Below are 26,848 nucleotides of genomic sequence, written 5' to 3'. Positions count from 1 at the left end.
ATTAAATTATTCTCTATATCAACGCGAGCACCCATGACATTGCCTGTGAATCAAGCCGCGCAGCATTTACGAGCCGCCATTCGCGAGGCCACCGCAGGCCTGGTCGATCGCGAACAACTGGCCGAACTGATGATCCTGGCGGCCGTGGCAAGGGAACATTTGCTGGTGATTGGTCCCCCCGGCACGGCGAAGAGCGCTGTGGTACGGCGCGTGGCGCAGAGCCTTGGCGGACAGTATTTCGAATATCTGCTGGGCCGTTTCACGGAGCCATCCGAGCTGTTCGGCCCCGTCAACCTGAGCAAACTGCGCGTGGGCCAGGTGGAAACCGATATCGCCGGCATGCTGCCTGAAGCGGAAATCGCCTTCCTCGACGAAGTTTTCCTTGGCTCGACCGCCATCCTCAATACCTTGCTGGGACTGCTGAACGAACGCCAGTTCCGGCGCGGCCATACGCGCATTGAGTGCCCGCTGCGGGTCTGTGTCGGCGCCGCCAACGCGCTACCCGAGGATGAGGGCCTGGCAGCGTTCGCCGACCGCTTCCTGCTACACGTGTTTGTCGAGCCGGTGCCCGACAACCGTCTGGAGGATCTGCTGGCAGGCGGTTGGGCTGCCGGCCAGCACCAGGTGACGGCCATGCTCGACCTGTCCAGCCTCGACGTGCTGAACCAGGCCGTGCCGCAGGTCGACATGGAGGGCGTGCGGCTGGCGCTGGCACAGGCGATCCGCCTGCTGCGCCAGGCCCAGGTACAACTGTCGGACCGCCGCATCGTCAAGGCCCAGCAGCTGATCGCGGCGGCGGCCGTGCTGGCCGGCCGCAAGGCGGCCACCCGCGCCGACCTGTGGCCGCTGCTGTACGTGATACCGACGGCGGCAGGCCAGCTCAGCGCGCGCGAAATCCTGCGCGAACTGCTGGCGGAAGCCAGCCATCCACTGCTGCACGCGGTGGTCGAGCAGGCCGCCCAGCAGCCGATGGCGCGGCTGGCGCGCCTGGCCGAAAGCGCCGACCTGCTATTGGCGAACAGCGGCGCTGGTGATACCCGCCCGCGCATCGAAGCGCTGCTGCGCGAAATCGACGCCAACTTTGATGCCGCGCAACTACCCGAGCAACTGGCGCAGCGCCGCCAGCAGTTGATCGCCGCGGCGAGCACAGTCTGATGCCGGTGATGGCATGGCAAACGCGCGTCACCGCGCTGGCGCCGGCCGGCATGGTGGCGCCAGCGACGCTGGCCCCCGTGCTGCTGGCGCGCCTGCGCACCTGCACTGCCAGCCAGTTGCTGGCCTTGTCGGTGGTGGCGACGCGTGACCTGATGGTGCTGCTGGGCGCGAACGATGCATTGCCATGGGTCGACGGCGCGCGCTACTGCGCCCCGCATCCGCAAGCCCCGAATCTGTGGACGCCCACGCATCTGGAGCCGGCGCTGCCGGCAGACCTGGTGCAAACCAATCTGATCGAACGGGCCGGCAGCAGCCCGGTACTGCTGTGGCCCGCGCCGGAGCTGCTGCTCCCGCTGGCTGCGGCCCAGACACTGACACCATCCTTGCTGGACTGGCTGGCCCAGGAGTTGGCATGACCTCGCTGCCAACCGCACTCGAGCCGTGGGCACCATGGCTCACGCTGTTTCCGCCCGACCTGGCGCCCGCCGTCGGCGCACTGCTGCTGCGCCTGCATCCGCTGGTCGGCAAACTCAGTACCGCCACCCTGGAGCGCGGTGCCGATCCGGCCGGTATCGGCAACATCGTGCGGCGCGGCCAGTACGAGCGCCTGCTGATGACGCAATGGGTGTATGCCGATGCCGAGCCGGATGAATTCCTGCGCCGCGCCGCCAGTGGCGAGCTGCTGTTCAACGGCCCCGAGCCGGCGGTACACCAGCGCTCGCTGCACAGCGTGGTGCTGTTCGACGCGGGGCCATCCCAGCTGGGCGAGCCGCGTCTCGCACATTTGGCGCTGTTCATCCTGCTGGCGCGCCGCGCGCAGCAGGCTGGCGCCCGGTTCAGCTGGGGCATCTGGCAGCTGCCCGGTATCCTGTCCGAAGACACGAAAAAAGAAGGCTTGCGCAAGCTGATCCAGTCGCGCACCCTGCACGCAGCGCCCGCCAACGCGCGCGAGCAGTGGCAAACCAGGCTTGGCGGCGACCTGGCCGACTGCTGGCTGATCGGCGTTGCCGGCGAGGCGCCCAGGCAGGCGCGTGAGCGGGTGGCGATTCGCCGCGCCCTCTGCGGCAACCATCTGAATGTCAGCCTGCGGCAGCGGCATGACTACCGCACGGTGCAACTGGAATTGCCCGACGCGCCGACAGGCGTGCGCCTGCTGCGAAAACCGTTTGCGCCGCGCGCGCCAGCGGGCGTGATCCATCACCACGGCCACCAGCCGTCACGCGCACAGGCGCCGCGCTTCGCCAGCGGCGGCAATCTCGTGTGCGCGCCGCAACTCAATGGCGGCGCCATCGTCTATCACGTGCCCCAGTCGGCGTCCGTCAAACCCGGCAAGCCGCGCATCATCTCCGCGCCGAAGCATGGCGCCATCCTGGCAGCCGGCGTGTTCAAGCCGGCGCTGTCCTGTATTACCTCGGCCGGCGGCACGCTGGGTTTTCACAACTTTCCCGGTCCCCTGTTTTCCAGCAAACCGATCATGTGCGACCGGCCGCCGCTGGAACAATTCCATGCGCCGCCCGGCATGGGACGATGGTTGCAGACGTTCTATCTGCTGGCCAACCACAACGTCAATTGCTACGAACATGTCGTTGTACTCGATACCAAAAGACGGCTGGTTTGCTGGCAGGCGGCTCCGGCGGCATCGCACAAGGTGGCGTCCACGGTTTCCTTCCGGGCTGTGCTCGACAATGTGATCGGCGCTGACCAGCTGGGCGACTCGCTGTATATCGGCTGCGCCGATGGCGACGGCGTGCAGCTGTATCACTGGCATCGCCAGAATGCGACCCCGTACAAGATGCAACGGATCGCGCAACAAGGCAGCAGGCTGCTGCATGGCGCCTTGAAAGGCGAGCACGCCGGGCACAGCGGCAACCTGCTGGCGCTCAAAACCGGCCCGAGCCGCTGGTGGGTCGGCAGCCACGCCATGGGCGAAGCGATGGACATCGACGACAACGCCGCCGTGCTGGGCGTGGCCATCAGCGAAAAACACCCCAAGCCCGGCCTGGTGGTGCTGCATCCGGGCCGCTACCGCATCGAATTGCGGGTCGGCCATCTGCGCTACACGCTGGCCACGTCACCCGAAGCGATACAGCAAGCCAGCATGGATCCTGCCAGCGCGCGCATCGCCTGGATCACGGCCAAGAGCAGCACCCTCGTCGTGCGCCATATCGATGACGAGCAGCCGCTGTTGCAAATTTCCTGCGATCGAGACATTGATGAGTCATAAGATACGCCGCCCCCTGTATGACGGCATGCAGCTGGTGCATGCGCTGTGGTTCGACCTGGCCCTGCTGGGCGAGGCCGAGGTGCGCCGCCGCGTGCTGCGGCACTGGGCGCCGGGCGCGCGACTGCACCGGGTGCACGATGGTTTCCTGTTGTTGCTGGCGACGCCGCGCTACGGCCAGTGCGCCGCGCTGGACGGCTTGCCGCTGTGCGAACAGGCGGGCATCCTCAGCAGCGCGCCACTGGCGGCGGACGAACGGGCGGTCACGCCTCCGTCCGGCATCTGGCTGGTGCGCGCGGCGCAGGCGCAGCTGATCAGCCTTGCGGCGGCGCCGCGTATCGACCCGGCCGCCTGGCTCGATCTGCGCGCGATTCCCCTGCATGCGCCATTGCGCCCGCCGCCAGCCGCTGCGGCTGCGGCAACTGCGGCCTTGCTGGAAACGCTGCCCGTGCGCGACATCTTCGCAGGCGCGCTGGCACCGCCCAGCGACAAACGCGAAGCGTTTCTACGCCAGATGGACAAGGCGCAGCACGGCGCCAAGGCCATGCGGCGCGGCGCCGGCATCGCGCTGGCGGTGACGGGCGTGGCGGCCGTCCTGCTGGGCGCCATACCGCTGGGCTTGATCAAGCTGTTCGGCGGCGGCAAGCAGGCCGCATCCGCGCAGGCGGACAGCGGCCGGCAACAGCGACCGCCATCGGCGCTGCAGCAGCGCCTGGCCGCGCTGGCGACCCGGCTGGCGATCATGACGCGCGCCTCCACGGTGATCGGCTGGCGCCAGGCCGCTTATCTGCGCAAGATGATGCAGCTGCTGGAACAGGGCGACATGAAAGAAGCCCTGCGCCATGCGATCCCGCTCGACACCCTGTCGCCAGCGCGCCGTCCCGCCTTCGGCACGCCGCGCCCGCGCACCAGCCTGGAAATTTCCGGCCCCGGCCAGGCGATCAGCTCGATCAGCCTCGGCGGCGAGCTGGAGCAATACTTGCGCGCGACCTACCGCGCCACCTTTGAGCGGCTCGATCGTGAAGGCAAGATCGACGAAGCCACCTACGTGCTGGCGGAACTGCTCAAGTGCGGTAGCGAGGCAGTCGACTATCTGGAGAAAAAGGGCCGCATCAAGCAAGCCGCGCAACTGGCGGAAACCATGGAGCTGGCGCCGGAAGTCGCCGTGCGCCTGTGGTGCATGGCAGGCGACGTCGAACGGGCGGTGAAGCTGGCCCGGCTCGGCCAAGCGTTTGCCGCGGCGGTCCAGTTGCTGGAACGGCGCAAGAGTCCGCAGGCACCGGAGATGCGCTTGCTATGGGCCGAGGATCTGGCCATGCGCGGCCAGCTGAGCGAAGCGGCGGAAGCCATCTGGCCATTGCCGGAGCAGCAGGACAAGGCGCTGGCATGGCTGCTGGAAGGCGAGCGCACGGGGGGCGTGCTGGGCATGCGTGCCCTCCTCAAAAAGCTGGCCTTGCTGCCAGCCAGCCTGGCCGACAGCGAAGCGGCCGTGCTGCAGCTGCTCGACGACGACAGCGACGAAGGCGCGCAGCAGCGCATGCGCCTGGGCACGGAATTGCTGGCGCTGTCGCTGCATTCGCCCGCCACCCGACGCGTGGCGGCGGAACTCATGCACCCCTTGCTGGCCGACCGCATGGGCGAACGTATCGCATTCGACAAGAAGGCAATGACCAAGCTGCTGTCACTGTCCGACGGCGCCGTCCTGCGGGCCGATCTGTCGGCATTGACCCTGCCTGCCATGGTGCCGCCCCAGGAGCTGCGCAAGCGCCGCAAGCCGCTGCGGGTGCATCTGGCCGAACGCGGCCTGTTGACGATCCATGATGCCCGGCGCCTGCCGGACGGCCATTACCTGCTGGCGCTGGGCGAGGGCGGCGTGGTGCGCATCGACCGGCATGGCCGGCAACTGGCGCAGTTCCCAGTGCCGGCGACGCGGCTGGTGATGGCGGCCGGCGGCCAGCGTGCGCTGGCGCTGGTGCAGCGCGACAGCATGTGGCGCGTCAGCCGCATCGACTTGATCGCGCGCAAAGTGTCGGACTGGATCATCCAGCCACTGCGCTTCTGGGCCGACAACTATGACGGCCTGATCTGGAACGCGGTGATCGACAACCGCCTCGTCGCCATCGACAGCAGCAAGGATCAGTTGGCGGTGAGCTGGCAAGTGGCCGACTTGCCAGGGCGGGTGGTCGCCTTCCAGGAAGAGCCTGGCGTACAGACCTTGCTGCTGGCGACGGCAGAAGGCATCCAGCAATGGCGCTATCAATTGCCCGCGCGCCGCCTGCTGCAGCGCGACAGCTTCCCGCATCCACGCGATCCAGTGCTGGCGCTGCTGCCGCATAGCGCGCGCGATGCGCCCACCCTGGTCTGCATCATGGGGGATGACGGGCCTCGCTACCTGCAAGTGCATCACGGCGGCGCCACTGCGCCCTTGACGCTACCGTTGCAGGCGATTGCCTCGGTTCCCGAGGTGACCCAGGCGGCAGGCTTGCTGATGGTGCGCAGCCACCTCGACGACGACAGCCCCATGGAATGCCTGGTGGCCGATGGCGGAACGGGAACCGTCCTGGCCCAATTGCGGCTGGACGAATGCGATGCGGCACGCGTGCATGTCAATGACGGCCACATCCTGCTGTGCGACGACGCGGGCCGGCTGATCGATATCGACTGCGAAAACAGCCAGGTGCACACCTTGACGCTGGCGTAGACGCGTGCCGGGTTAATCGGATACCCGAACATATTGGGGATGTCGGGAAAGGAATCGGTGCGTCGCCCCGGAAGACGCACCGGGACCGTATTTCACCTCCTGCTAAGTAATCCTCAGGAAATTATTGCGAATTTATGACGAACAGAACCGGATGCTATGCAAGGCGCCCGCTGCGACGCAGTGCGAGCACTGCTAGCAGCGGGCAACGCCGCAGAGCGCCGGTTATGGAAGTCAGAAATCACAATAATTTATTGGGGGTTACTTAGGCGAGTTCTCCGCGGATGATTGCCGCACCCGCGCTGAGCGCATTGAGTTTGCCTCTTGCCACGCCACGCGCCAAGGGCGCCATGCCGCAGTTGGTGCTGGGGTAGAGCTTGTCGGCATCGACAAAGCGCAGCGCCTTGCGCAGGGTGTTGGCCACTTCTTCCGGCGTTTCAATAGTATTGCTGGCCACGTCGATGGCGCCGACCATCACTTTTTTGCCGCGTATGAGTTCAATCAGGTCGATGGGCACGCGCGAGTTATGGCATTCGAGCGAGATGATGTCGATATTCGATTGCTGCAGCTTGGGGAACGATTCCTCATATTGACGCCACTCGGACCCCAGCGTATTTTTCCAGTCCGTATTGGCCTTGATGCCGTAACCATAGCAAATATGCACGGCCGTTTCGCATTTGAGCCCTTCGATCGCCCGCTCCAGGGTGGCGATGCCCCAATCGTTCACTTCATCGAAGAACACATTGAAGGCGGGTTCGTCAAACTGGATGATGTCGACGCCGGCCGCCTCCAGTTCCCGCGCTTCCTGATTGAGGATCTTGGCAAATTCCCAGGCCAGTTTTTCGCGGCTTTTATAGTGGCTGTCATACAGCGTATCGATCATCGTCATCGGACCTGGCAGCGCCCATTTGATCGGCTGGCTGGTTTGCTGACGTAAAAACCTGGCGTCGTCGACAAACACCGGCTTGCTGCGGCTCACGGCGCCCACGACGGTCGGCACGCTCGCATCGTAGCGGTCACGGATTCGGACGGTCTCGCGTTTGTCAAAATCGACGCCGCTCAGATGCTCGATAAACGTGGTGACAAAATGCTGGCGGGTTTGCTCGCCATCGCTGACGATATCGATGCCTGCCTGCTGCTGCTCCTGCAGCGACAAACGCAGCGCATCCTGTTTGCCCTCGATTAACTCCTCGTCCTGTAATTTCCACGGCGACCAGAGTTTTTCAGGCTGCGCCAGCCAGGAAGGTTTGGGCAGGCTGCCGGCAGTTGACGTAGGCAATAATTTTTTCATGATGGTGATTTCGTGTATTGGGATTAATCAGCGAGCGTGGCGGCAGCCCATTGTTCAAGAACATGCTTGTACGGCTTGATGAAGTGCTCTTCCGTATATTTGCCCTGCTTGACAGCCAGCTGGCTGCGCTCTTCCCGGTCATAGACAATTTGCGTCAACGAATAATCCTGATTCTTCAGGCTGGGCTGATAGCATTTTCCCGCCGCGGCATTGGCGTTGTAAATTTCGGGCCGGTAAATCTTTTGAAAGGTTTCCATCGTGCTGATGGTGGCGATCAGTTCAAGATTGCTGTAGTCGGCCAGCAGGTCGCCGATAAAATAGAAAGCCAGTGGCGCGGCGCTGTTTGGCGGCATGAAATAGCGCACCTGCATGCCCATTTTTTCGAAATAGGCATCCGTCGAGGAGAACTCGTTTTGCTGATACTCGACGCCCAGGATGGGGTGCTGGTTTTCCGTGCGTTGATAGATCTTGCTGCTCGAAGCGCTGAGGCAGATGACCGGCGGCTTGCTGAAACGCTCTTGATAAGCATCGGATCTGACAAAGTGCTTGAACAGCTTGCCATGAAAATCGCCGAAATCATCGGGTGCGCTGAATGCGGATTGATTGTTGTTGTGCTCTGGCAGCAGCACGCTGAAGTCGTAATCGCGCACGTAAGAGGAGAAGTTATTCCCCGCAATGCCATCGATGCGTTGGCCGGTTTTTTTATCCAGGATATTCGGCTTCAATATCTCGATCAGCGGGATATTGCCGCCTTTGACATCGATATTCAACTCGACGGAAATGATTTCGAGTTCGACCGAGTAGCGGTCCGCGTTCGGATTGTCCCAATGCGCCAGGCTGTTGAAGCGGCTGTCGATCATTTTCAGGGTGTTGCGCAAGTTCTCCTGGCGGCTCTTTCCCCTGGCCAGATTGGCAAAGTTGGTCGTCAGGCGCGTATTGTCCGATGGGTGATAGTTTTCATCGAAAACAATGCTCTTGATGCTGAATACAAAGTCGTTGCTCATGGTGATCTGCTGTCCTGATTTCTGCGAAAAGGTGAATGTGTTAATTGCTTGGTACCCGCGGTGATGCGTCTCAGGCTACGGCCAGCTCGTCAGCCGTGGCAGAACTCGCATGGCGCGTCAATGCGATCAAGGGCAAGGCCCGTTGCACCGCCAGTGCGGCCCGCTGGAGCAGCGCCTCGTCCTGCAGACGGTAGTCGAGGAAATCCTTGTCGGTCGCATAGACGCCCAGCGGCAAGGTGCGTGCCTGGAAAAAGCTGAACAGGGGCCGCAGCTGGTGATCGATCATCAGGGCATGGCGCTCGCTGCCGCCGGTGGCCGCCAGCAGCACGGGCTTGTCGATCAAGGCATCCTGATGAATGAAGTCGAAGAAGTGCTTGAACAGTCCCGTGTAGGCGCCGCGATAGACCGGGGTTGCCACCACCACGATGTCAGCTTGCTCGACCGCCGCAAGTTCCCGCTCCACCGTCTCGGGCAGCTGCGAGCGCCAGACGGCGCCGGCCAGCTGCGGCGCCAGTTGGCCCAGTTCGACCAGGCGTTGTTCGCACAGCACTTCGTCGGCGATCAGGTCCATCAGGTGCTCGGCCAGGGCTGCCGCCTTGGAAGGGCGTTGCAGCCCGCCGGAAACGGCGACTATACGCAATGGACGTGTCATGGTTGCTTTCATAGGGAGTGATGCGCGAAGGCGAAGAACGCCGGCAACAGGGAAGTGGATGATAGCGGGAGGAATCGATGAAGTATAATGGTCATATTTCATACATCCATGAATATGGCTCATTCTAATGCTTGAACGCATCCACCTCAGCATCGTCCAGCAGGTCGAAAAACAGGGCTCGTTGACGGCCGCCGCAGGCGTGCTGCACCTGACCCAGTCGGCCCTGAGCCACAGCATGAAGAAGCTGGAACAGCAGCTGGGCACCGACGTCTGGCTGCGCGAAGGGAGAAATTTGCGCCTGACGCAGGCCGGCCAGTATCTGCTGGCGGTGGCGAACCGGGTGCTGCCGCAACTGGACCTGGCCGAAGAGCGCCTGGGCCAGTTCGCGCAGGGCGAGCGCGGTGCGTTGCGCATCGGCATGGAATGCCACCCTTGCTACCAATGGCTGCTCAAAGTGGTGTCGCCGTATCTGACCGCATGGCCCGACGTGGATGTGGACGTCAAGCAGAAGTTCCAGTTCGGCGGCATCGGCGCGCTGTTCGGCTACGAGATCGACCTGCTGGTCACGCCCGACCCGCTGTACAAGCCGGGGCTGGCCTTCGAACCCGTGTTCGACTACGAGCAGGTGCTCGTCGTGGCCAAGGGCCATGCACTCGCTTCAGCGGCGTATGTGCAGCCCCGGCAACTGACGCAGGAAGTGCTCATCAGCTACCCCGTCGACATCGAGCGCCTGGATATTTACAATCAATTCCTCTTGCCGGCCGGTGTCACGCCCAAGCGCCATAAAGCCATCGAAACGACCGACATCATGCTGCAGATGGTGGCCAGCGGCCGCGGCGTGGCAGCCCTGCCGCGCTGGCTGGTCGAGGAATACGCGGCCAAGATGGACGTGGTGCCGGTGCGCCTGGGCGCGCGCGGCATCGCCAAGCAGATCTTCCTGGGCGCACGCGAGACGGACACCGCCATCGACTACGTGCGCGCCTTCATCGCACTGGCGCGCCAGCCTGTCGTTGCGCCGGGAAGCTAAGCACGCGCGCGTGTTCACTGGGGGCCGGCTACCGCGCGCCTTCCATGGCTTCCACGGTGTCGAACATATGCGCCAGCGCGCTTTCCATGGCGCCGGCCGTAGCGTCGCCGCTCTGGTTGGTGATGATGAAGACGCCAAGCTGATATTTGGGAACGACGTAGGCGTAGCTTTGCGCACGGGGCACGCCGCCATGGTGGACATAATGCGTGCCCAGCTGGCGATTGCTGCCGATGTTCCAGAAATAGCCGATGCTGAAGTCGTCCTGAAAGCGCGCCAAAGGCTTGTGCGATTCAACGACGGCAGGATGGGCGCTCAATTGCAGGCGCAGGTATTTCGCCATGTCCGGCATCGTCGACTTCAGGTTGCCTGCCGCCCCCCAGGGCAGTTGCGGCATCGGCGTGGTGACGACGGGATTGTCGCTGTGGTAGCCCGGCGCCAGCCGGCCGGCATCCGCGGCGGTGATGCTCAGCCTGGTATCCTGCATGCCCGCTTCGCGCGCGAGCCATTGCGTGAGCAGGACTTCATAGGGCATGCCATAGATTGTTTCGAGCGTGTGCGCAACGAGTTCGGTACCGGCGCTGGAATAGGCGTAGTCCTTGCCCAGCGGCCCCTTGATGCTGACTGTGTGCAAGTCCTGCCAGAATTGCGGTTGTCCGTAATCGGCGTAGGCGGCATTGAGCTTTGCCGGCGTGGCATGTGCCGTGAAATCCTGCAAGACGGTGTTCACCTGCAAGGGCAGCATGCCAGGCATATTGCTCGTGTGCGTGACCAAATGGCGCAAGCGTATGGGCTGCCCCTGCGACTGCAGGTTCGGGTAGGCGGCTGGCAGGTACTTTTGTATGGGATCGTCGAGCGCCGCCTTTCCGTCGAGCACGGCATTCGCCAGCAGCAGGCCGGCAAAAGTCTTGCTGACCGAGCCGATTTCATACAGCGTCGTATCGTTCGGCGGATTGGCTTTGCCGGTCTCCAGCTCACCTTGATGCAGAATGAATTCCTTGCCGCGATACACGACAGCAATCGAGGTCGCGTGCAGCAATGGCGACTGCAGCAGGGCGGTCGCGGTCTGGCGCATGGCCGCAGGAATGTCGTGCGCAGGTGCCGTGGCTGCGGGCTTGCAAGCTGCCAGCACGAGTGTCATTCCAGTCAGGATTGCGGCGAGTTTGGTCATCATGCGCACCATCGAAGGGGGAGGGGCATTCTCGCACAATGGATTCAGCGGCGGCAGAAAAAAGTCACGCGCATGGTTTTTCCAGACTAAAAGAAAACGCCACCCGGAGGCGGCGTTTTCTCTCTATTCCTGGTGGCCCGGGGCGGCCCCCGCCCGGCTTACTCCACCGTCACCGACTTCGCCAGATTCCGTGGCTTGTCGACATCCGTGCCGCGCGCCAGCGCCGTGTGGTAGGCCAGCAATTGCAGCGCGACCACGTGCAGGATCGGCGACAAATCGCCGTAGTGCTCGGGCAGGCGGATGACGTGCAGGCCTTCGCCGGAGCTGATGCGCGAGTCCACGTCGGCGAAGACGTACAGCTGGCCGCCGCGGGCACGTACTTCCTGCATGTTCGATTTGAGCTTTTCGATCAGGGCGTCGTTCGGCGCGATGGTAACGACGGGCATTTCATTCGTCACCAGGGCCAGCGGGCCGTGCTTCAGTTCACCTGCCGGATACGCTTCGGCGTGGATGTACGAGATTTCCTTCAGCTTTAACGCGCCTTCCAGGGCGATCGGGTAGTGCATGCCGCGGCCCAGGAAGAGGGCGTTTTCCTTGCGCGCGAATTCTTCGGACCAGGCGATGATCTGCGGCTCGAGCGCCAGCACGGACGCGATGGCGACGGGCAGGTGGCGCATGGCTTTCAGGTGCGCCGCTTCCTGTTCTTCGGAGAGGTGGCCGTTGACTTGCGCCAGGCACAGCGTCAGCAGGAACAGGCCGGCCAGCTGCGTCGTAAACGCCTTGGTCGACGCCACGCCCACTTCCACGCCGGCGCGCGTGATGTAGGCCAGCGCGCATTCGCGCACCATGGCGCTGGTGGCCACGTTGCAGATGGTCAGGGTGTGCTGCATGCCCAGGCTGCGCGCATGTTTCAGGGCGGCCAGGGTGTCGGCCGTTTCGCCGCTTTGCGAAATGGTGACGACCAGGGTGTTCGGATGCGGCACGCTGTCGCGGTAGCGGTATTCGCTGGCCACTTCCACGCTGACGGGCACCTTGGCGATCGACTCGATCCAGTACTTGGCCGTCATGCCCGCATACGAGCTGGTGCCGCAGGCGAGGATCAGCACGCGGTCGATCTGCTTGAAGATTTTATACGCGTCGTCGCCGAACAATTCCGGCATGATGCCCGTCACGCCTTCGAGCGTGTCGCCGATGGCGCGCGGCTGCTCGAAGATTTCCTTCTGCATGTAGTGGCGGTACGGGCCCAGCTCGGCCGCGCCCGTGTGGGCGTGCACGGTTTTCACTTCGCGCTCGACGGGCTTGCCGTCGACGTCGACGATCCAGCAGCGCGACAGTTGCAGGTCGACCACGTCGCCTTCTTCCAGATAGATGATCTGGTCCGTCGTGCCGGCCAGCGCCATGGCGTCGGACGCGACAAAGTTTTCACCATTGCCCAGGCCGACGATCAGGGGCGAGCCCTGGCGCGCGGCGACCACGCGGTGCGGCTCGTCGCGGCAGAAGACAGCGATCGCATACGCGCCGTCGAGGCGTTTCACGGCCTGCTGCACGGTTTCGAACAGGTCGCCGTTATACATGTGCTCGACCAGGTGGGCGATCACTTCCGTGTCCGTCTGGCTCTGGAAGACGTAACCGAGGGCCGTCAGTTCGGCGCGCAGTTCGTCATGGTTTTCGATGATGCCGTTATGCACCAGTGCCACGCGGGCGTTCTCTTCCGTCGGGGAAAAGTGCGGGTGGGCATTGAACGAGACCGGGGCGCCATGCGTGGCCCAGCGCGTGTGGGCGATGCCCGTAAAACCGCTCAAGCCTTCTTCGGCGATCTGCTTTTCCAGCTCGGCCACACGCGCGGTGGAACGCGAACGCTGCAGCCGGCCATCCGCATGCAGGGCGATGCCGCAGGAATCGTAGCCGCGGTATTCCAGGCGCTTCAAGCCTTCGACCAGAATGGGAGTGATATTACGTTGCGCTACCGCGCCGACGATGCCGCACATGGAAACCTCTGTCTAAAATTTAATCAATGCACGCATGCTAATGCAGAGTGCGTGAAATATGCTTTCTAAATCCGTATATTTTTGACCGAATATTTCATGACTATTTCACTGTGAAATATTATTTCATTTATACTCGATATATTTTCCAATTCATCAAAATCATGAGCGAGCACAATATTACCCTCGATGAAATCGATCGTCGCATCCTGAATGCCCTGCAAATTGATGCGTCGCAAACCAACAGCGAGCTGGCGCAAGCCGTACACGTCTCGGCGCCCACATGTTTGCGGCGGGTCAAGCATTTGCGGGAAAGCGGCGTCATCGAGCGGCAAGTGGCCATCGTCGCGCCGCAGCTGGTGGGCGCGCGCCTGACGGCCATCGTGGAAATCACGCTCGACGCGCAGGCAGCGGAACGCATGGCCGAATTCGAGCAACTCGTGGCGGACGAGCCCGCCGTGCTGCAATGCTACCGCGTCTCGCCCGGGCCCGACTTCGTGCTGATGGTGCAGGTGGCCGACATGCCCGCCTACCACGCGCTGGCGCACCGCCTGTTTGCCGCGCACGCGAATGTGCGCAACGTAAAAAGCTATTTTTCCACGTTTCGCAGCAAGTTCGAGACGCGCATCGCGGTATAAATCCGGCTGGAAGAGAAGTTATCCCCGCTTATCCCAGCCTTTCCGCCCGCTTATGCACAAGTTTATCCACAGTATGAAAATCGTGGATTTCCACGGCCGCCGCCATCCAGCCGCGCATGAGGCCTTTCAATAAATAGACATCAGTTCCCGGATAGAACTTATCCCGGCTTATCCAGCGTTTGCCCACGCTTTAATCACAGGCTTTTGCACAGCTTTACCCACAGCAAGGCTTTACAAATTTGTCTTAAATATCCTTGAAATACAATGACTTATAAGTTATTCATGACTTATTATCCAATTACGCACAAGCTTATCCACAATCCAGACAAGCAAAAATATGAGGCTACTTTCATAGCCTGCGAGACTAGCTTGCCTCCTCAGGCGCCAAACTTCGCCAGATAACTTATCCCGTCTTTTCCACAGGTTTTTCACCATTTATACGCAGCTTATACCGGGCTTATCCATCGCTTGTCCGCCTGCTTGTTCACATGTTTATCCACACACCAAAATACAGCAGAAATACTTGATGGAAATAAAGCTGCGACTTATCCCAGGTTACCAGCCAGCTTTCCACAGGATTATCCACAGGCGCAAAAAAACGCCGCCAACCCGGACAGGCTGGCGGCGTCATGCCGGGTGAGGGCGATATCGCTTACTTGGGGATTTTCACGGGACGCGTCCAGCCGTCGATGGTCACTTGCCGCGCGCGCGACACCGTCAGCTTGCCGGCTGGCGCATCTTTCGACAAGGTCGTGCCGGCGCCCAGGGTGGCGCCCTTGCCGACGGTGACGGGCGCGATCAGCTGGCTGTCGCTGCCAATGAAGGCGTCGTCTTCAATCACCGTGCGGAACTTGTTCACGCCATCATAGTTGCAGGTGATCGTGCCGGCGCCGATGTTGACCTTCGAACCGATGGTGGCGTCGCCGATGTAGGCCAGGTGGTTGGCCTTGCTGTGCGCGGCGATCTGGCTGTTTTTCACTTCGACGAAGTTGCCGATGTGCACGTCTTCCGCCAGAACCGTGCCCGGGCGCAGGCGCGCGTAAGGGCCGATGATGGAAGCGGCGCCGACGACGGCGTCCTCGAGATGACAGAAGGGCTTGATGTGCGCGCCGGCGGCCACGGTGGCATTGATGATGACGTTGTTGGCGCCCACGCGCACGCCGTCGCCCAGTTCCACGCGGCCTTCGAACACGCAGCCGACGTCGATGGTGACATCGCGGCCGCAAATGAGTTCGCCGCGCACATCGATGCGGGCCGGGTCCAGCAAGGTCACGCCGCGCTCGAGCAAGGCTTGCGCGATATTGTTCTGGTGGATGCGTTCCAGCTGGGCCAGTTGCACCTTGCTGTTGACGCCCGCCACTTCCCACACGGCCGCCGGGTGGGCCGAGGTGACGGCCACGCCGTCGGCGACGGCCTGGGCAACGATATCGGTCAGATAGTATTCCCCTTGCGCATTGTCATTCGATAAGGCCGACAGCCATTGCTTCAGCTGCACGGTGGGCGCGACCATGATGCCGCTGTTGATCTCGCGGATGGCGCGCTCGTCTGGCGTGGCATCCTTTTCCTCGACGATGCGCACGATGGCGCCGTGCTCGCGCACGATGCGGCCCAGGCCGAAGGGATCGTCCTGTTCCACGGTCAGGATGGCCAGCTTGTCCTTGCCGGCCGCCTGCACCAGTTGCTGCAGGGAGGCGGCGCTGGTCAGCGGCACGTCGCCGTACAGGATCAGGGTCGGCACGCTGTCGTCCAGCAAAGCGACGGCTTGCTGCACGGCATGACCGGTGCCCAGCTGCTGCGTTTGTTCCGCCGCGTCGATCGCCAGGTCCTGCTTGGTCTTGTAGCCGTCCAGCAACTTCAGCACCGCTGCGCCCCCATGGCCGTAAATCACGCATAATCGGGACGGCGCCAGGACGCGCGCCGTGTCGATGACGTGCGACAACAGCGGCTTGCCCGCCAACGGGTGCAATACCTTGGGCAGTGCCGACTGCATGCGTTTGCCCATACCGGCAGCGAGAATGACAACGTTCATAGACCGTAATTTTATAAGTTAAGAATATGAAAAAGTTTAACACGCAGGCCCCGTCTTCCACGTCCTTCCAGCGGTTTACTTATGCCGTGCTGGCCATCATGCTCGTCGTCATGGCCGGCTGCAGCGGCTTGCGCCTGGCCTACAACAACGGCGATACCGTGCTGTACTGGTGGCTAAATGCGTATGTCGACCTCGACCGCGACCAAAAGGGCTGGGTGCGCGAAGACATCGACAAGCTGTTCGACTGGCACCGCAAGACGCAATTGAAGGATTACGTGGAAATCTTGCGCACGGGCCAGAAACAGCTGCAAGGCAATATCACGCAGGCAGACCTGATGGCCGACTACGGCGAGATCAAGCAGCGCACCCAGGCGCTGCTGCTGAAGGCGGCGCCCGACCTGGCCGACCTGGCGCGCTCGCTCAAGCCCGAGCAGATCGCGCAGATGGAAAAGAAGTTCAAGTCGAACAATGACGATTACCGCAAGAAATACCTGAGCGGCGACCAGGACAAGCGCCAAAAACTGCGTTACAAGAAAGCCATGGAGCAATTCGAACTGTGGTTCGGCAGCTTCAGCAGCGAGCAGGAAGCCATCATCCGCAAGGCGTCCGACGCGCGTCCGCTGAACAATGAGATCTGGCTCGACGAACGCATGCGGCGCCAGCAGAATGTGTTGACCCTGGTCAAGAAAGTCCACCAAGAAAAACTCGGCAAGGAAGCGGCCGCAGCCTTGATCACGACCCTGATCAAGGACAGTTTCGAGCGCCTGGAACACTCGGAGCGCAAGGCCTTTTTTGACGCCTACGAAAGCAGCACGGCGCAGATGGTCATGACGGTGATCAAGATCGCCACACCGGCGCAAAAAGCCCATGCCGTCAAGCGCATGCAGGGCTGGATCGACGATTTCAATTCCCTGGCCACGCAAGCCAAATAGACAGCCAGCGCCAGCAGGGGGGATGGGGCCATATGCTATAGTGGCCGCCATCGAATTGAAGAAATCCACATGCAAAAAAAGATCAAGAAACCCGCCAAAGTCCCCGTCCACCACGCGCCGCCACCGAACCAGGTGCGCATCATCGGCGGCCAGTGGAAGCGCTCCGTGCTGCCTGTTTTGCAGGCACTGGGCTTGCGCCCGACACCGGACCGCGTGCGCGAAACCGTGTTCAACTGGATCAACCACTTGCGCGACGGCGACTGGGCCAACGCCCAGGTGCTGGACCTGTTCGCCGGCAGCGGCGCACTGGGCTTCGAAGCGGCCAGCCGCGGCGCGGCATCCGTCACCATGGTCGATACGCATACGCCCGTGATCCGCCAGCTGGAAGAAAACAAGACGAAATTGCGCGCCGACAATGTGCAATTGCTGCGCGGCGACGCCCTGCTGACGGCGCAAGGCCTGGCAGCGCGCGGCCAGCGTTACGACCTGATCTTCCTCGATCCGCCTTACCAGCAGGATTTCCTGGCGAAAGTGTTGCCGATGTGCGCCAACCTGCTCAAGGAAGGCGGCATCGTGTACGCGGAATCGGGCTTGCCGCTGGTCTTCGATGAAGCCAGCGCACTGGAAAAGCCCGAGTGGATGGCGCCGTGGGAAGTCATCCGCGCCGACAAGGCGGGCACCGTTTATTATCATTTGCTAACTTACAACAAAGTGTCGGCAACTGCCTGAATCTGCCTATAAATGAGGCAAAAAAGCTCCCTGGCCCGAGGCGCAGCACCAAGGTAGTCACCAATTTCAGGCATAATGCGCGTCTATATTGGTGCATCATCAGGGAGCCGCAATGGTTGTAGCCGTTTATCCAGGAACATTCGATCCGCTCACGCGCGGTCATGAAGATTTGGTGCGCCGCGCATCGGGTCTGTTTGACAAGCTGATCGTCGGTGTGGCCGACAGCAAGAACAAGCAGCCGTTTTTCTCGCTCGACGAACGCCTGGAAATCGCCAACGAAGTGCTCGGTCACTATCCGAATGTGCAAGTGGAAAGCTTTTCCGGCCTGCTCAAGGATTTCGTGCGCAAGCATGAAGCGCGGGTCATCGTGCGCGGCTTGCGCGCCGTCTCCGACTTCGAATACGAATTCCAGATGGCGGGCATGAACCGCTACCTGCTGCCCGATGTCGAAACCATGTTCCTGACGCCATCCGACCAGTACCAGTTCATTTCGGGCACCATCGTGCGCGAAATCGCGGCGCTGGGCGGCGACGTCTCCAAGTTTGTCTTCCCCTCGGTGAACCGCTGGCTGCAAAACAAGATTGCCGCCAACGCTGCCTCATCGCAATAAGTAAGAGTGAAATCATGGCATTACTGATCACCGACGAATGCATCAATTGCGACATTTGCGAGCCCGAGTGCCCGAATGACGCGATCTACATGGGCGCGGAAATCTACGAAATCGATCCCAACAAGTGCACCGAATGCGTGGGCCACTTTGACGAGCCGCAATGCCAGCAAGTGTGCCCTGTCAGCTGCATCCCCTTCAATCCCGCCTGGCGCGAAAGCCCGGAGCAATTGATGGCCAAGTACGAACGCCTGCAGGCGGAACTGCCTGCCGCCAAACCCTAAGCATTTCTTCCTCGCCACTTCTGCGTGGCGCCAGCTTCTGCCAACTGTTCTACACTGTGTGCTTGTGCGGACTTATCCACAGCACATGTTTCTCTACGGAGGCAGAAGATGCAAATACGCACATCCCGTTGGGGCCGCTCCCTGGCCGCCGCCTGCCTGTGCGCCGCCCTGGCGCAACCTGCGCTGGCCGTCGAAGTGGGCGGCGTCAAGCTGGACGACACGGTGCAGCTGGCCAGCCGCGAGTTGAAACTCAACGGCGCCGGCGTGCGCTACAAGGTCATCTTCAAGGTCTACACGATTGCGCTGTACCTGCCGGAAAAGAAAACCCAGCTGGCCGACATCCTGGCACTGCCCGGGCCGCGCCGCCTGGAAATCGTCATGCTGCGCGACATCACGTCCGACGAGCTGGGACAAGCGTTCATGCAGGGCTTGAAGCGCAGTTCCGACCAGGCCGACCGCACGCGCCTGCTGAGCCAGACGATGCAGTTCGGCGCCATGTTCGAAATGGTGCCCGGCCTGAAAAAGGGCGATATTCTCACCGTGGACTGGCTGCCGGAAGAGGGGACCTTGTGCAAGCTGAACGGCAAACAGGTGGGCGACATGGTGCCGGACCTGGCTTTTTACAATGCGCTGCTGAAAATCTGGATCGGCGCTCATCCGGCCGACACGGTGTTACGCGCGCATTTGCTGGGCGACGTGGCGTGATCGGATGGCGGCGGGCGTAAAAAAAGCCGGCGCAGGCCGGCTTATCATTTACAACAGTTGACCGCTCAGGCGCGCGTCGACAGGGCGCGCAATTCGGCGGCGTTGCTTGGCGACACGCCATCCATCTTGCCCAAGGTACGTTGCAAGGCTTGCGCTTCGCGCATCTGCTGGCGCGCCAGGCGCTCTTCACGGCTCAGCTTGGGACGCACCACCAGCACCATGGCGCGGGCAATGCCCACCAGCAATGGCTTGAACAGCAGGGCGAAGGCGCCCACGGCAACGATCACCAGCACGAGTTGCAGGGCGTTCAGCAGGGAAATCTCCAGCACGGGTGCGGATACTGCGTACAGGGCGGAGGCGAAGGTAGACATACTGTTCCAGTGCATTATAGAATTTGCCAGTACTATAGTGCAGTGCAACATATAAATCTAATTCCATTTCTTGATACCAATTATATGAATCGTGAATGGAAAACTGTAATATTTTTTAACGAGTGAAAATATTCGTGCCCGGCGCGGTTTACACTCCTAAGTAATCAATTTTAAGTAATCAATTCAACTTTTATCTTGGGCTTTCCATGAGTTTTCTGACGCTGGATCTGAACTTGCTGCGTGTTTTCGACGCCGTCATGACGGAACAAAACCTGACGCGCGCAGCGGGCCACCTGGCGATGACGCAGCCGGCGGTATCGAACGCCATCAAACGCCTGCGCGAGAGCCTCGGTGACGAATTGCTGATCCGCACGGCGTATGGCGTGAAACCCACGCCCCGCGCCGAAGCGCTGTGGCCGTCCGTACGCTCGGCCCTGGCCAGCCTGGAAGCGGCTGTCACGCCGGAAACTTTCGACGTGTCGAAGACCCACGCCACCTTCCGCATGGCCATGGCCGACGCGACGGCCGCGTTCTGGCTGCCTTCATTGATGCGTTCGATCGAACGGGAAGCGCCCGGTGTCAACGTGCGCATGATGCCGCTGACGACGCGCGAACCGCGCCCGATGCTGCTGCGCGGCGATATCGACCTGGCCGTGGGCTTCTTTCCCGGCGTGGCGGCGCAATTGTCGAGCGAAACGGGTTCGCCCATCCGCCACGAGCGCCTGTATTCCGGCAAATATGTATGCGTGATGCGGCGCGGCCATCCGCTGGCCGACAAGGAATTGACCCTGGATAACTATTGCGCGGCCAACCATTTACTGGTGAGCTTTTCCGGCCGCGCGCATGGCTTGATCGACGAAGCGCTGTCGCAGATCCACCGCGAACGGCGCATTTTGTTGACGGTCAACCAGTTCTTCACGGCCGGGCGCGTCGTCGCCAATTCCGACCTGATCACGGTCTTGCCGCGCCATCTGATCGCCTCGACGGGCATGACGGAGTCTCTGCTGTACAAGGATTTGCCGTTGACCTTGCCGGCCGTCCACCTGGACATGCTGTGGCACGAACGCGACGCCCGCAGCCCCGCCCACAAATGGCTGCGCAACCACCTGGAAAGCATGAACACGCCCACGTTACGGACGGCCACGGCGGCCGGCGGCGGCGTGGCGCCCAAGCCGCACGTCGAATAACACCTGTACGTAACAAAAAAAACGCCTGATGTCTCAGGCGTTTTTTTTATGCGTGATTGCTGGACCGATAACCGATTCTGAAACCGCCCCAGTGCTTGCCCTCGACGTGAATCGGCACGGATAAATCGTGCATGACTTCGCCCGTGTCGCGTTTATAGGTCTGCAACAGGAAGGGCTTGGTGTTGCTGCCGCAGCGCTTGCCCGTGCGGTCGCTGAAGATGCGCTTGGTGCGGTTATTCACGATATCGGTCGCGTAGTCGCCCGTCAGCGGCTGGGAAAACTTCTTGTTATGCGTTGGAAAATATCCATTGTTGTCGACGGCGCCCGCATAGGCCAGATGGGGTAACGCGGCCAGCACGCCTTCCTGCAGGTCGGGCAGCACCTTGTCCGTAAACGCGTCGAACTTGGTGTTGTGCTTGGGCGGATTGGTGTTCGGGATGGGGCGGTAGTGGCGGTCGAACAGGGCTTCGCGCGTGATGCGCCCCGAGGCGATCGCCTGCTCGAACAGTTTGCCCACTTCGCGCGCGGCGCGCTGGGCCGCCTCGCGGATCTCGTCGTGCGGTGTGGCCACGCTCGATTCGCCCAGCGCGCCGGCGATCACTTCGGCCCGCTCGGCCAGGGCCATGGCCGACTGCGTGGCGCGCGGCAATTCGGCATTCGTCGACAACATGCTGTCGCGGATTTGCAGGATGGCGTCGGCGATCAGCTGCGTCGTGTCGACGTGCTCGCGCGAGGCGCGGGCGATTTGCCCGATCTCGTCCTCGGACTCGCCCGACGATTCCTCGATATGGCTGAGCGAGGCATGCACGCTTTCCACATTGCGCGCCGCTTCCGTGACACCGGTCGCCAGCGAACTCATGCCACGTGCGGCTTTTTCCGCCTGTTCATTGATTTCGCGCACCATCACGCTGATTTCATCGGAGGCTTCCTTGGTGCGCTGCGCCAATTGCCGCACTTCGCCGGCCACCACGGCAAAACCGCGCCCGTGTTCGCCGGCGCGCGCCGCTTCGATGGCGGCATTCAGCGCCAGCAAGTTGGTGCGCGCGGAAATATCGGAAATGGCTTCCGTAAAGCCGGTGATGCGTTTGGATTTTTCCTGCAAGCTCAGCATGTTGCTGGAGGCGCCTTGCGCTTCCTCGCGTGCATGATTGATGCGGCGCAAGCCCTGGTCCACTTCGGCGCGCGCCGCCACGCTTTCCACGCGCACGCCGGCGGCCACTTTGGCGGCCCGTTCCGCATTGGCGGCGATCTTTTCCGTCATCGCGGCATTTTGCACGGAGCTGTCGGCAATGTCGCTGGCCGTGCGCACGTCGAGTTCCACCTTCTGTTTGACGGAATCGACAAAATACGAAGTTTCCGCTGCGCCGATCATGATGGCGTCGATGGCGTTGCCCACGGTGCCGGCGAACTCGTGCAAGCCCGGCTCGCCGCGCGCACGGCTGGCGAACGCCAGCAGCGCGGCGCCGATGGCGGCGGCCACGCAAGCGATCAGATACGGATGGTCGCCGCCCGAGAGCAGCAGCAGATAGGCCAGGCAACAGGCGATGGCCATGGCCAGGATCGTGAATACAAAGAAACGCACCAGCTGATGCTGCAACTGCTTCATTTGTCCCCCGCTGCGCGAACCCGTCACGTCCCGTTGAAGGGACGTGCTGTAACCGTATGCGGGTGGGCACGATTGCCCGCCTTGCACCCTGAACGTCACGTCTATGCGGCGTTTCAGGCGGCTACCGGATAGCAGAATTGTGGTTCTACCCTACAACATTTGTTCCGATAGCTCAATCAGAAAAGTGGGGCGGCTACACCAAGGTCACTTAATTGGCAATTTGGTGGTGTTTTTGACCTCTTCCATGACGGCATAAGTGTGGGTTTCCCGCACACCTTTCTGCAACAGCGTCTTGCCCAGGAATTCGCGGTAGGCGGCCATGTCCTTGACGCGCGCCTTGACCAGGTAATCGAAGCCGCCGGCCACCATATGACATTCCAGTACCTCTGGAATGATTTGTACGCTATGCTTGAAGGCGTCGAACACTTCCGGTGTCGTGCGATCGAGCACCACTTCGATGAACACCAGCAACGACACGTCGAGCAACTGCGGGTTCAACTGGGCCGTATAGCCCATGATGTAACCGGATTCGTGCAACTTGCGCACGCGCTCCAGGCACGCGGCCGGCGACAGGTTCACGCGCGCGGCCAGCTCCACATTGCTGATGCGTCCATCGCTCTGCAATTCCATCAAGATTTTCTTACTGATCTTGTCCAGCATTCCTATCACCCCCAAATTAATATTATTTGGTTAAATTGTCGCATCAAAAACTATCTATTGCTAGTCCCCTGTATTACCAGAATTAATCCATAAGAATCCCCTTTACAATCGAATCATCTTAACGTCCGACTTTCTGTATTTTTTTGCACCAAAAAAGAGCAAGAATTACGTCAGTTTTCGTCCCCTTTTTCCTTGTAAAGAGCACTTATGCACCCTGCAGGCCCCTCGGCTTTTACCCCGATTCCTTTTGCTGCGTTCCAGGCAGAAATCCTGCCCGAAGCGACACCACAACGCGCCGCCATCACTGCCGCCTATAGGCGCGATGAGGTTTCCGCCGTGCAGTGGCTGTTGCAACAAGTGCGCCCCAGCAGTACCGAAACGATCACCGAAGGACAAGCGCTGGCGCATCGCCTGGTCTCGAACGTGCGCCAAAAACGCACACGCGCGTCCGGTGTCGATGCACTGATGCACGAGTTCTCGCTGTCGTCGGAAGAGGGTGTTGCATTGATGTGTCTGGCTGAAGCGCTGTTGCGTATACCCGACAGTCAAACGGCCGACCGTTTGATCGCCGACAAAATCAGCAAGGGCGACTGGAAGAAGCACCTGGGCGAATCGCCGTCGCTGTTCGTCAATGCCGCCACCTGGGGCTTGCTGATTACGGGCAAACTGGTCAGTACCAGCAGCGAATCGGGCCTCGGTTCGGCCATGACCAAGCTCATCGCCAAAGGCGGCGAACCGCTGATCCGCAAGGGCGTCGACCTGGCCATGCGCATGCTGGGCAACCAGTTCGTGACGGGCCAGACCATCGAGGAAGCGTTGAAGAACAGCCGCGAGAATGAAACGCGCGGCTACCGTTACTCGTACGACATGCTGGGCGAGGCGGCCCTGACGCAAGCCGACGCGGCCAACTATTACGCCTCGTACGAAACGGCGATCCACGCGATCGGCAAGGCATCGAACGGGCGCGGCATCCGCAACGGCCCCGGCATTTCCGTGAAACTGTCGGCCCTGCACGCGCGCTACAGCCGCGCCCAGCGCGCCCGCGTCATGGAAGAATTGTTGCCGAAGGTCAAAGCGTTGCTGTTGCTGGCCAAACAGTACAACATCGGCTTCAATATCGATGCGGAAGAAACGGACCGCCTGGAACTGTCGCTGGACCTGATGGAAGCACTGGCGTTCGATGCGGACCTGGCCGGCTTCGACGGCATCGGCTACGTGGTGCAGGCGTATCAAAAGCGCTGCCCGTTCGCCATCGATTTCCTGATCGACCTGGCGCGCCGCAGCGGCCGCAAGTTCATGGTGCGCCTGGTCAAGGGCGCGTACTGGGATGCGGAAGTCAAGCGCGCGCAAGTCGATGGCCAGGAGGGCTATCCCGTCTACACGCGCAAGGTCTACACGGACGTCTCTTACCTCGTGTGTGCGCAAAAACTGCTGGCTGCCAGCAGCCTGATCTACCCGCAATTTGCCACGCACAACGCGCAAACCCTGTCGACCATCTATACCTGGGCAAAACGCGACGGCATCACCGATTATGAATTCCAGTGCCTGCACGGCATGGGCGAAACCCTGTACGACCAGGTCGTCGGCCCCGACAATCTCGACAAGCCGTGCCGCATCTACGCGCCCGTCGGCTCGCATGAAACCCTGCTGGCCTATCTGGTGCGCCGCCTGCTGGAAAACGGCGCCAACTCGTCGTTCGTCAACCAGATCGTCGACGAAAGCGTGGCCATCGATAGTCTGATCCGCGATCCGCTGGAACAGGCACGCCTGCAGGGCGGCTTGCCGCACCCGTCGATTCCGCTGCCGCTGGACATGTTTGGCAGCGAGCGCAGGAACTCGGCCGGCCTGGACCTGTCGAATGAAGACACCTTGCGCACCCTGGCCACCGGCCTGGCGCAGCAGCAGACATGGCAGGCGGCGCCGCTGATCGATGGCGCCGTCAGCCTGAATACGCCGATGCAAGTCATCCACAATCCGGCCCAGCACGACGATGTCGTGGGCAAGGTCATGGAAGCCGGTCCGGCGGACGTGGAAACGGCCCTGGCCAGCGCCAGCGCGTATGCCATGGATTGGCAAACGACGGAACCGTCGGTCCGCGCGCAAGCGTTGCTGCGCGCCGCCGACCTGTTCGAGGAACACCATATCGAGCTGATGGCCCTGGCCGTGCGCGAAGCGGGCAAGTCGCTGCCGAACGCGATCGCGGAAATCCGCGAAGCCGTCGACTTCCTGCGCTATTACGCGGCGCAGGTGGAACATGCGCCAAACACCCTGGCGCTCGGTCCCGTCACCTGCATCAGCCCGTGGAACTTCCCGCTGGCCATCTTTACGGGCCAGCTGGCGGCCGCGCTTGCCGCCGGCAACGTGGTGCTGGCCAAGCCGGCCGAGCAAACGCCGCTGATCGCCCACCGCGCCGTGCAATTGCTGCATGCGGCGGGCGTGCCGCGCGGCGCACTGCAATTCTTGCCCGGCAGCGGAGAAGTGGTTGGCGCCGGCCTGTGCAACGACGCGCGCGTGAAAGGCGTGATTTTCACGGGCTCGACGGAAGTGGCGCAATTGATCAACCGCAACTTGGCCGCGCGCGCCGTGGCCGAAGGCATCGACATTCCCCTGATCGCCGAAACGGGCGGCCAGAACGCGCTGATCGTCGATTCGTCGGCCTTGCCGGAACAGGTGGTGCAGGACGTGATGTCGTCCGCTTTCGACAGCGCCGGCCAGCGCTGCTCGGCCTTGCGCGTGCTGTTCCTGCAAACGGAAATCGCCGACAAGACCATCCATATGCTGAAAGGTGCCATGCAGGAATTGCGCGTTGGCAATCCTGACCGCCTGGCGACCGATATCGGTCCCGTCATCGATGCGGAAGCGCAAGGTAACTTGCTGGCGCACATCAACAAGATGAAAACCATGGCCATCGACCATTATTCGCTCGATTTGCCGACCGTCAAAGGCACGTTCGTTGCCCCGACCGTGCTGGAAATCAAGTCGCTGGCGCAATTGACGCAGGAAGTCTTCGGCCCCGTGCTGCACGTGATCCGCTACAAGCGGGCCGAACTGCCGCAACTGGTGCAATCGATCAACGACAGCGGTTATGGCTTGACCCTGGGCATCCATACGCGCATCGATGAAACCATCGATTTCATCACCCAGCGCGCGCACGTGGGCAATATTTATGTCAACCGCAACATCGTCGGCGCCGTCGTCGGCGTGCAGCCGTTCGGCGGCGAAGGCAAATCGGGCACGGGACCGAAAGCCGGTGGCCCCCTGTATCTGAAACGCCTGCAGCGCAATGCGCCGGCCGACGCGCAGCACCAGCGCCAAGCGCCGCCCGCGCTCGACGCGCTGACCGTGTGGGCGAAGATGCATGGCCACGACAAGGTACAGCAGCTGGCGCAGGACTATGCGCGCACCACCTTGCTGGGCAGCACCACCGTCTTGCCAGGCCCGACAGGCGAGCGCAATACCCTGAGTTTTGCCGCACGGGGCACTATTCTGTGCGCGGCGGCCACGTCCGGCACCTTGATGAACCAGCTGGCGGCCGTCCTGGCCACCGGCAATCAGGCCCTGGTGCTGGCGCAAGCGCCGGACCTGATCCCGGGCGACTTGCCGGCCGCGCTGAAGGACCGCATCCAGATCGTCAGCAGCCTCGAGTCGGTCAAGCAGGATTTCCAGATCGCCATGATCGAGCCTAGCCTCGATGGCCAGCTCAAACCGCTGCTGGCGGCACGGGAAGGGGCCCTGGTGGCCACCATCGCCACCACGCAAGACGGTGCCATCCCCCTGTGGCGCCTGGTCGCTGAGCGGGCGCTGTGCGTGAATACGACGGCGGCCGGTGGTAACGCGAGTTTGATGATGCTCAGCGTCTAATATTTAAGCAGGTCATCAACGCAAAAAGGGCAGAACCA

At 61.8% G+C, this 26,848-nt stretch carries 22 protein-coding genes; 13 read left to right on the top strand and 9 right to left on the bottom strand.

Annotated elements, in window-relative coordinates; genetic code table 11:
• Positions 1-33 precede the first annotated feature (33 nt).
• Genes IGS60_RS11350 through IGS60_RS11335 form a run of 4 tightly spaced genes read left to right on the top strand, consistent with a single transcriptional unit; the run spans position 34 to position 6,077 of the window.
• Positions 34-1,155, top strand: coding sequence for an AAA family ATPase (locus IGS60_RS11350; RefSeq protein WP_230504372.1), 1,122 nt, complete (start codon positions 34-36; stop codon positions 1,153-1,155).
• Complete coding sequence (locus IGS60_RS11345) at positions 1,155-1,571, top strand: hypothetical protein (RefSeq protein WP_070288922.1); 417 nt, start codon at positions 1,155-1,157, stop codon at positions 1,569-1,571. The genes IGS60_RS11350 and IGS60_RS11345 overlap by 1 nt, the downstream gene beginning before the upstream one ends.
• Positions 1,568-3,379, top strand: a complete 1,812-nt coding sequence (locus IGS60_RS11340; protein WP_230504370.1) for a hypothetical protein — start codon at positions 1,568-1,570, stop codon at positions 3,377-3,379. Before IGS60_RS11345 ends, IGS60_RS11340 begins: the two co-directional genes overlap by 4 nt.
• On the top strand, positions 3,369-6,077 hold the full coding sequence (locus IGS60_RS11335; RefSeq protein WP_230504368.1) for a bpX6 domain-containing protein: 2,709 nt from the start codon (positions 3,369-3,371) through the stop codon (positions 6,075-6,077). The genes IGS60_RS11340 and IGS60_RS11335 overlap by 11 nt, the downstream gene beginning before the upstream one ends.
• Before the next feature lie 262 nt (positions 6,078-6,339).
• Here the strand turns inward: IGS60_RS11335 and IGS60_RS11330 are convergent, their stop codons facing one another.
• The 3 genes from IGS60_RS11330 to msuE form a co-directional block, all read right to left on the bottom strand.
• Positions 6,340-7,365 carry a methionine synthase gene (locus IGS60_RS11330; protein ID WP_230504366.1) on the bottom strand — a complete coding sequence of 342 codons (1,026 nt, stop codon included), beginning with the start codon at positions 7,363-7,365 and terminating at the stop codon, positions 6,340-6,342.
• 23 nt (positions 7,366-7,388) lie between these two features.
• Entirely contained in the window at positions 7,389-8,369 is a 981-nt protein-coding gene (locus tag IGS60_RS11325) for a DUF1852 domain-containing protein (protein ID WP_230504364.1), read from the bottom strand.
• A gap of 70 nt (positions 8,370-8,439) precedes the next feature.
• The gene (msuE, locus tag IGS60_RS11320; RefSeq protein WP_070223326.1) at positions 8,440-9,021 is read right to left on the bottom strand and encodes an FMN reductase; all 582 of its coding nucleotides are present in this window, start codon (positions 9,019-9,021) and stop codon (positions 8,440-8,442) included.
• 127 nt (positions 9,022-9,148) lie between these two features.
• Between msuE and IGS60_RS11315 the strand changes: the two genes are divergently transcribed.
• Positions 9,149-10,048: a LysR family transcriptional regulator gene (locus IGS60_RS11315; protein WP_070288916.1), complete on the top strand. Its 900-nt coding sequence runs from the start codon at positions 9,149-9,151 to the stop codon at positions 10,046-10,048.
• Positions 10,049-10,076: 28 nt separating this feature from the next.
• On the opposite strand, the gene IGS60_RS11310 is transcribed toward IGS60_RS11315, so the two are convergent.
• Positions 10,077-11,219 carry a serine hydrolase gene (locus IGS60_RS11310; protein ID WP_230504362.1) on the bottom strand — a complete coding sequence of 381 codons (1,143 nt, stop codon included), beginning with the start codon at positions 11,217-11,219 and terminating at the stop codon, positions 10,077-10,079.
• A 155-nt stretch (positions 11,220-11,374) separates the two neighbouring features.
• Positions 11,375-13,204 carry a glutamine--fructose-6-phosphate transaminase (isomerizing) gene (glmS, locus tag IGS60_RS11305; RefSeq protein WP_070288915.1) on the bottom strand — a complete coding sequence of 610 codons (1,830 nt, stop codon included), beginning with the start codon at positions 13,202-13,204 and terminating at the stop codon, positions 11,375-11,377.
• Positions 13,205-13,365: 161 nt separating this feature from the next.
• Here glmS and IGS60_RS11300 point away from each other — a divergent pair, with 161 nt between their 5' ends.
• Positions 13,366-13,839 (top strand): Lrp/AsnC family transcriptional regulator, encoded by a 474-nt coding sequence (locus IGS60_RS11300; protein WP_230504361.1) that lies wholly within the window; start codon positions 13,366-13,368, stop codon positions 13,837-13,839.
• 652 nt (positions 13,840-14,491) lie between these two features.
• Here the strand turns inward: IGS60_RS11300 and glmU are convergent.
• On the bottom strand, positions 14,492-15,868 hold the full coding sequence (glmU, locus tag IGS60_RS11295; RefSeq protein ID WP_230504359.1) for a bifunctional UDP-N-acetylglucosamine diphosphorylase/glucosamine-1-phosphate N-acetyltransferase GlmU: 1,377 nt from the start codon (positions 15,866-15,868) through the stop codon (positions 14,492-14,494).
• A gap of 26 nt (positions 15,869-15,894) precedes the next feature.
• Here glmU and IGS60_RS11290 point away from each other — a divergent pair, with 26 nt between their 5' ends.
• The 5 genes from IGS60_RS11290 (at position 15,895) to IGS60_RS11270 (ending at position 19,125) form a co-directional block, all read left to right on the top strand.
• Complete coding sequence (locus IGS60_RS11290) at positions 15,895-16,800, top strand: DUF6279 family lipoprotein (protein ID WP_230504357.1); 906 nt, start codon at positions 15,895-15,897, stop codon at positions 16,798-16,800.
• A gap of 69 nt (positions 16,801-16,869) precedes the next feature.
• Positions 16,870-17,529 carry a 16S rRNA (guanine(966)-N(2))-methyltransferase RsmD gene (gene rsmD, locus IGS60_RS11285; protein WP_070288913.1) on the top strand — a complete coding sequence of 220 codons (660 nt, stop codon included), beginning with the start codon at positions 16,870-16,872 and terminating at the stop codon, positions 17,527-17,529.
• 112 nt (positions 17,530-17,641) lie between these two features.
• Positions 17,642-18,139, top strand: coding sequence for a pantetheine-phosphate adenylyltransferase (coaD, locus tag IGS60_RS11280; RefSeq protein WP_034752633.1), 498 nt, complete (start codon positions 17,642-17,644; stop codon positions 18,137-18,139).
• A gap of 14 nt (positions 18,140-18,153) precedes the next feature.
• Complete coding sequence (locus tag IGS60_RS11275) at positions 18,154-18,420, top strand: YfhL family 4Fe-4S dicluster ferredoxin (protein ID WP_070218911.1); 267 nt, start codon at positions 18,154-18,156, stop codon at positions 18,418-18,420.
• A 108-nt stretch (positions 18,421-18,528) separates the two neighbouring features.
• The gene (locus IGS60_RS11270) at positions 18,529-19,125 is read left to right on the top strand and encodes a chalcone isomerase family protein (protein ID WP_230504355.1); all 597 of its coding nucleotides are present in this window, start codon (positions 18,529-18,531) and stop codon (positions 19,123-19,125) included.
• Between the two features lie 65 nt (positions 19,126-19,190).
• Here IGS60_RS11270 and IGS60_RS11265 read toward each other — a convergent pair whose 3' ends face one another.
• Entirely contained in the window at positions 19,191-19,496 is a 306-nt protein-coding gene (locus IGS60_RS11265; protein WP_070218913.1) for a hypothetical protein, read from the bottom strand.
• 206 nt (positions 19,497-19,702) lie between these two features.
• Here IGS60_RS11265 and IGS60_RS11260 point away from each other — a divergent pair, with 206 nt between their 5' ends.
• Positions 19,703-20,683, top strand: coding sequence for a LysR family transcriptional regulator (locus IGS60_RS11260; protein ID WP_034783859.1), 981 nt, complete (start codon positions 19,703-19,705; stop codon positions 20,681-20,683).
• A 46-nt stretch (positions 20,684-20,729) separates the two neighbouring features.
• Here the strand turns inward: IGS60_RS11260 and IGS60_RS11255 are convergent, their stop codons facing one another.
• Together IGS60_RS11255 and IGS60_RS11250 are read right to left on the bottom strand one after the other, a co-directional pair.
• Complete coding sequence (locus IGS60_RS11255) at positions 20,730-22,289, bottom strand: methyl-accepting chemotaxis protein (RefSeq protein WP_230504353.1); 1,560 nt, start codon at positions 22,287-22,289, stop codon at positions 20,730-20,732.
• 204 nt (positions 22,290-22,493) lie between these two features.
• Positions 22,494-22,949: an Lrp/AsnC ligand binding domain-containing protein gene (locus IGS60_RS11250; protein ID WP_010393827.1), complete on the bottom strand. Its 456-nt coding sequence runs from the start codon at positions 22,947-22,949 to the stop codon at positions 22,494-22,496.
• A 207-nt stretch (positions 22,950-23,156) separates the two neighbouring features.
• Between IGS60_RS11250 and putA the strand changes: the two genes are divergently transcribed.
• Positions 23,157-26,810: a trifunctional transcriptional regulator/proline dehydrogenase/L-glutamate gamma-semialdehyde dehydrogenase gene (gene putA, locus IGS60_RS11245; RefSeq protein WP_230504350.1), complete on the top strand. Its 3,654-nt coding sequence runs from the start codon at positions 23,157-23,159 to the stop codon at positions 26,808-26,810.
• Positions 26,811-26,848 lie beyond the last annotated feature (38 nt).

The sequence above is a fragment of the Janthinobacterium sp. FW305-128 genome (assembly GCF_020858135.1).
Lineage (GTDB): Bacteria > Pseudomonadota > Gammaproteobacteria > Burkholderiales > Burkholderiaceae_D > Janthinobacterium.
Note: the sequence above shows the minus strand (reverse complement) of the source record. Positions and strands in the feature narration are given on the sequence as shown.

Coding starts and splice junctions, on each gene's coding strand:
- putA (WP_230504350.1), top strand. CDS start 23,157: ATGCACCCTGCAGGCCCCTCGGCTTTTACCCCGATTCCTTTTGCTGCG.
- IGS60_RS11345 (WP_070288922.1), top strand. CDS start 1,155: ATGCCGGTGATGGCATGGCAAACGCGCGTCACCGCGCTGGCGCCGGCC.
- rsmD (WP_070288913.1), top strand. CDS start 16,870: ATGCAAAAAAAGATCAAGAAACCCGCCAAAGTCCCCGTCCACCACGCG.
- IGS60_RS11310 (WP_230504362.1), bottom strand. CDS start 11,219: ATGATGACCAAACTCGCCGCAATCCTGACTGGAATGACACTCGTGCTG.
- IGS60_RS11260 (WP_034783859.1), top strand. CDS start 19,703: ATGAGTTTTCTGACGCTGGATCTGAACTTGCTGCGTGTTTTCGACGCC.
- IGS60_RS11335 (WP_230504368.1), top strand. CDS start 3,369: ATGAGTCATAAGATACGCCGCCCCCTGTATGACGGCATGCAGCTGGTG.
- IGS60_RS11270 (WP_230504355.1), top strand. CDS start 18,529: ATGCAAATACGCACATCCCGTTGGGGCCGCTCCCTGGCCGCCGCCTGC.
- IGS60_RS11300 (WP_230504361.1), top strand. CDS start 13,366: ATGAGCGAGCACAATATTACCCTCGATGAAATCGATCGTCGCATCCTG.
- msuE (WP_070223326.1), bottom strand. CDS start 9,021: ATGACACGTCCATTGCGTATAGTCGCCGTTTCCGGCGGGCTGCAACGC.
- glmS (WP_070288915.1), bottom strand. CDS start 13,204: ATGTGCGGCATCGTCGGCGCGGTAGCGCAACGTAATATCACTCCCATT.
- IGS60_RS11315 (WP_070288916.1), top strand. CDS start 9,149: ATGCTTGAACGCATCCACCTCAGCATCGTCCAGCAGGTCGAAAAACAG.
- coaD (WP_034752633.1), top strand. CDS start 17,642: ATGGTTGTAGCCGTTTATCCAGGAACATTCGATCCGCTCACGCGCGGT.
- glmU (WP_230504359.1), bottom strand. CDS start 15,868: ATGAACGTTGTCATTCTCGCTGCCGGTATGGGCAAACGCATGCAGTCG.
- IGS60_RS11290 (WP_230504357.1), top strand. CDS start 15,895: ATGAAAAAGTTTAACACGCAGGCCCCGTCTTCCACGTCCTTCCAGCGG.
- IGS60_RS11250 (WP_010393827.1), bottom strand. CDS start 22,949: ATGCTGGACAAGATCAGTAAGAAAATCTTGATGGAATTGCAGAGCGAT.
- IGS60_RS11255 (WP_230504353.1), bottom strand. CDS start 22,289: ATGAAGCAGTTGCAGCATCAGCTGGTGCGTTTCTTTGTATTCACGATC.
- IGS60_RS11340 (WP_230504370.1), top strand. CDS start 1,568: ATGACCTCGCTGCCAACCGCACTCGAGCCGTGGGCACCATGGCTCACG.
- IGS60_RS11275 (WP_070218911.1), top strand. CDS start 18,154: ATGGCATTACTGATCACCGACGAATGCATCAATTGCGACATTTGCGAG.
- IGS60_RS11330 (WP_230504366.1), bottom strand. CDS start 7,365: ATGAAAAAATTATTGCCTACGTCAACTGCCGGCAGCCTGCCCAAACCT.
- IGS60_RS11265 (WP_070218913.1), bottom strand. CDS start 19,496: ATGTCTACCTTCGCCTCCGCCCTGTACGCAGTATCCGCACCCGTGCTG.
- IGS60_RS11350 (WP_230504372.1), top strand. CDS start 34: ATGACATTGCCTGTGAATCAAGCCGCGCAGCATTTACGAGCCGCCATT.
- IGS60_RS11325 (WP_230504364.1), bottom strand. CDS start 8,369: ATGAGCAACGACTTTGTATTCAGCATCAAGAGCATTGTTTTCGATGAA.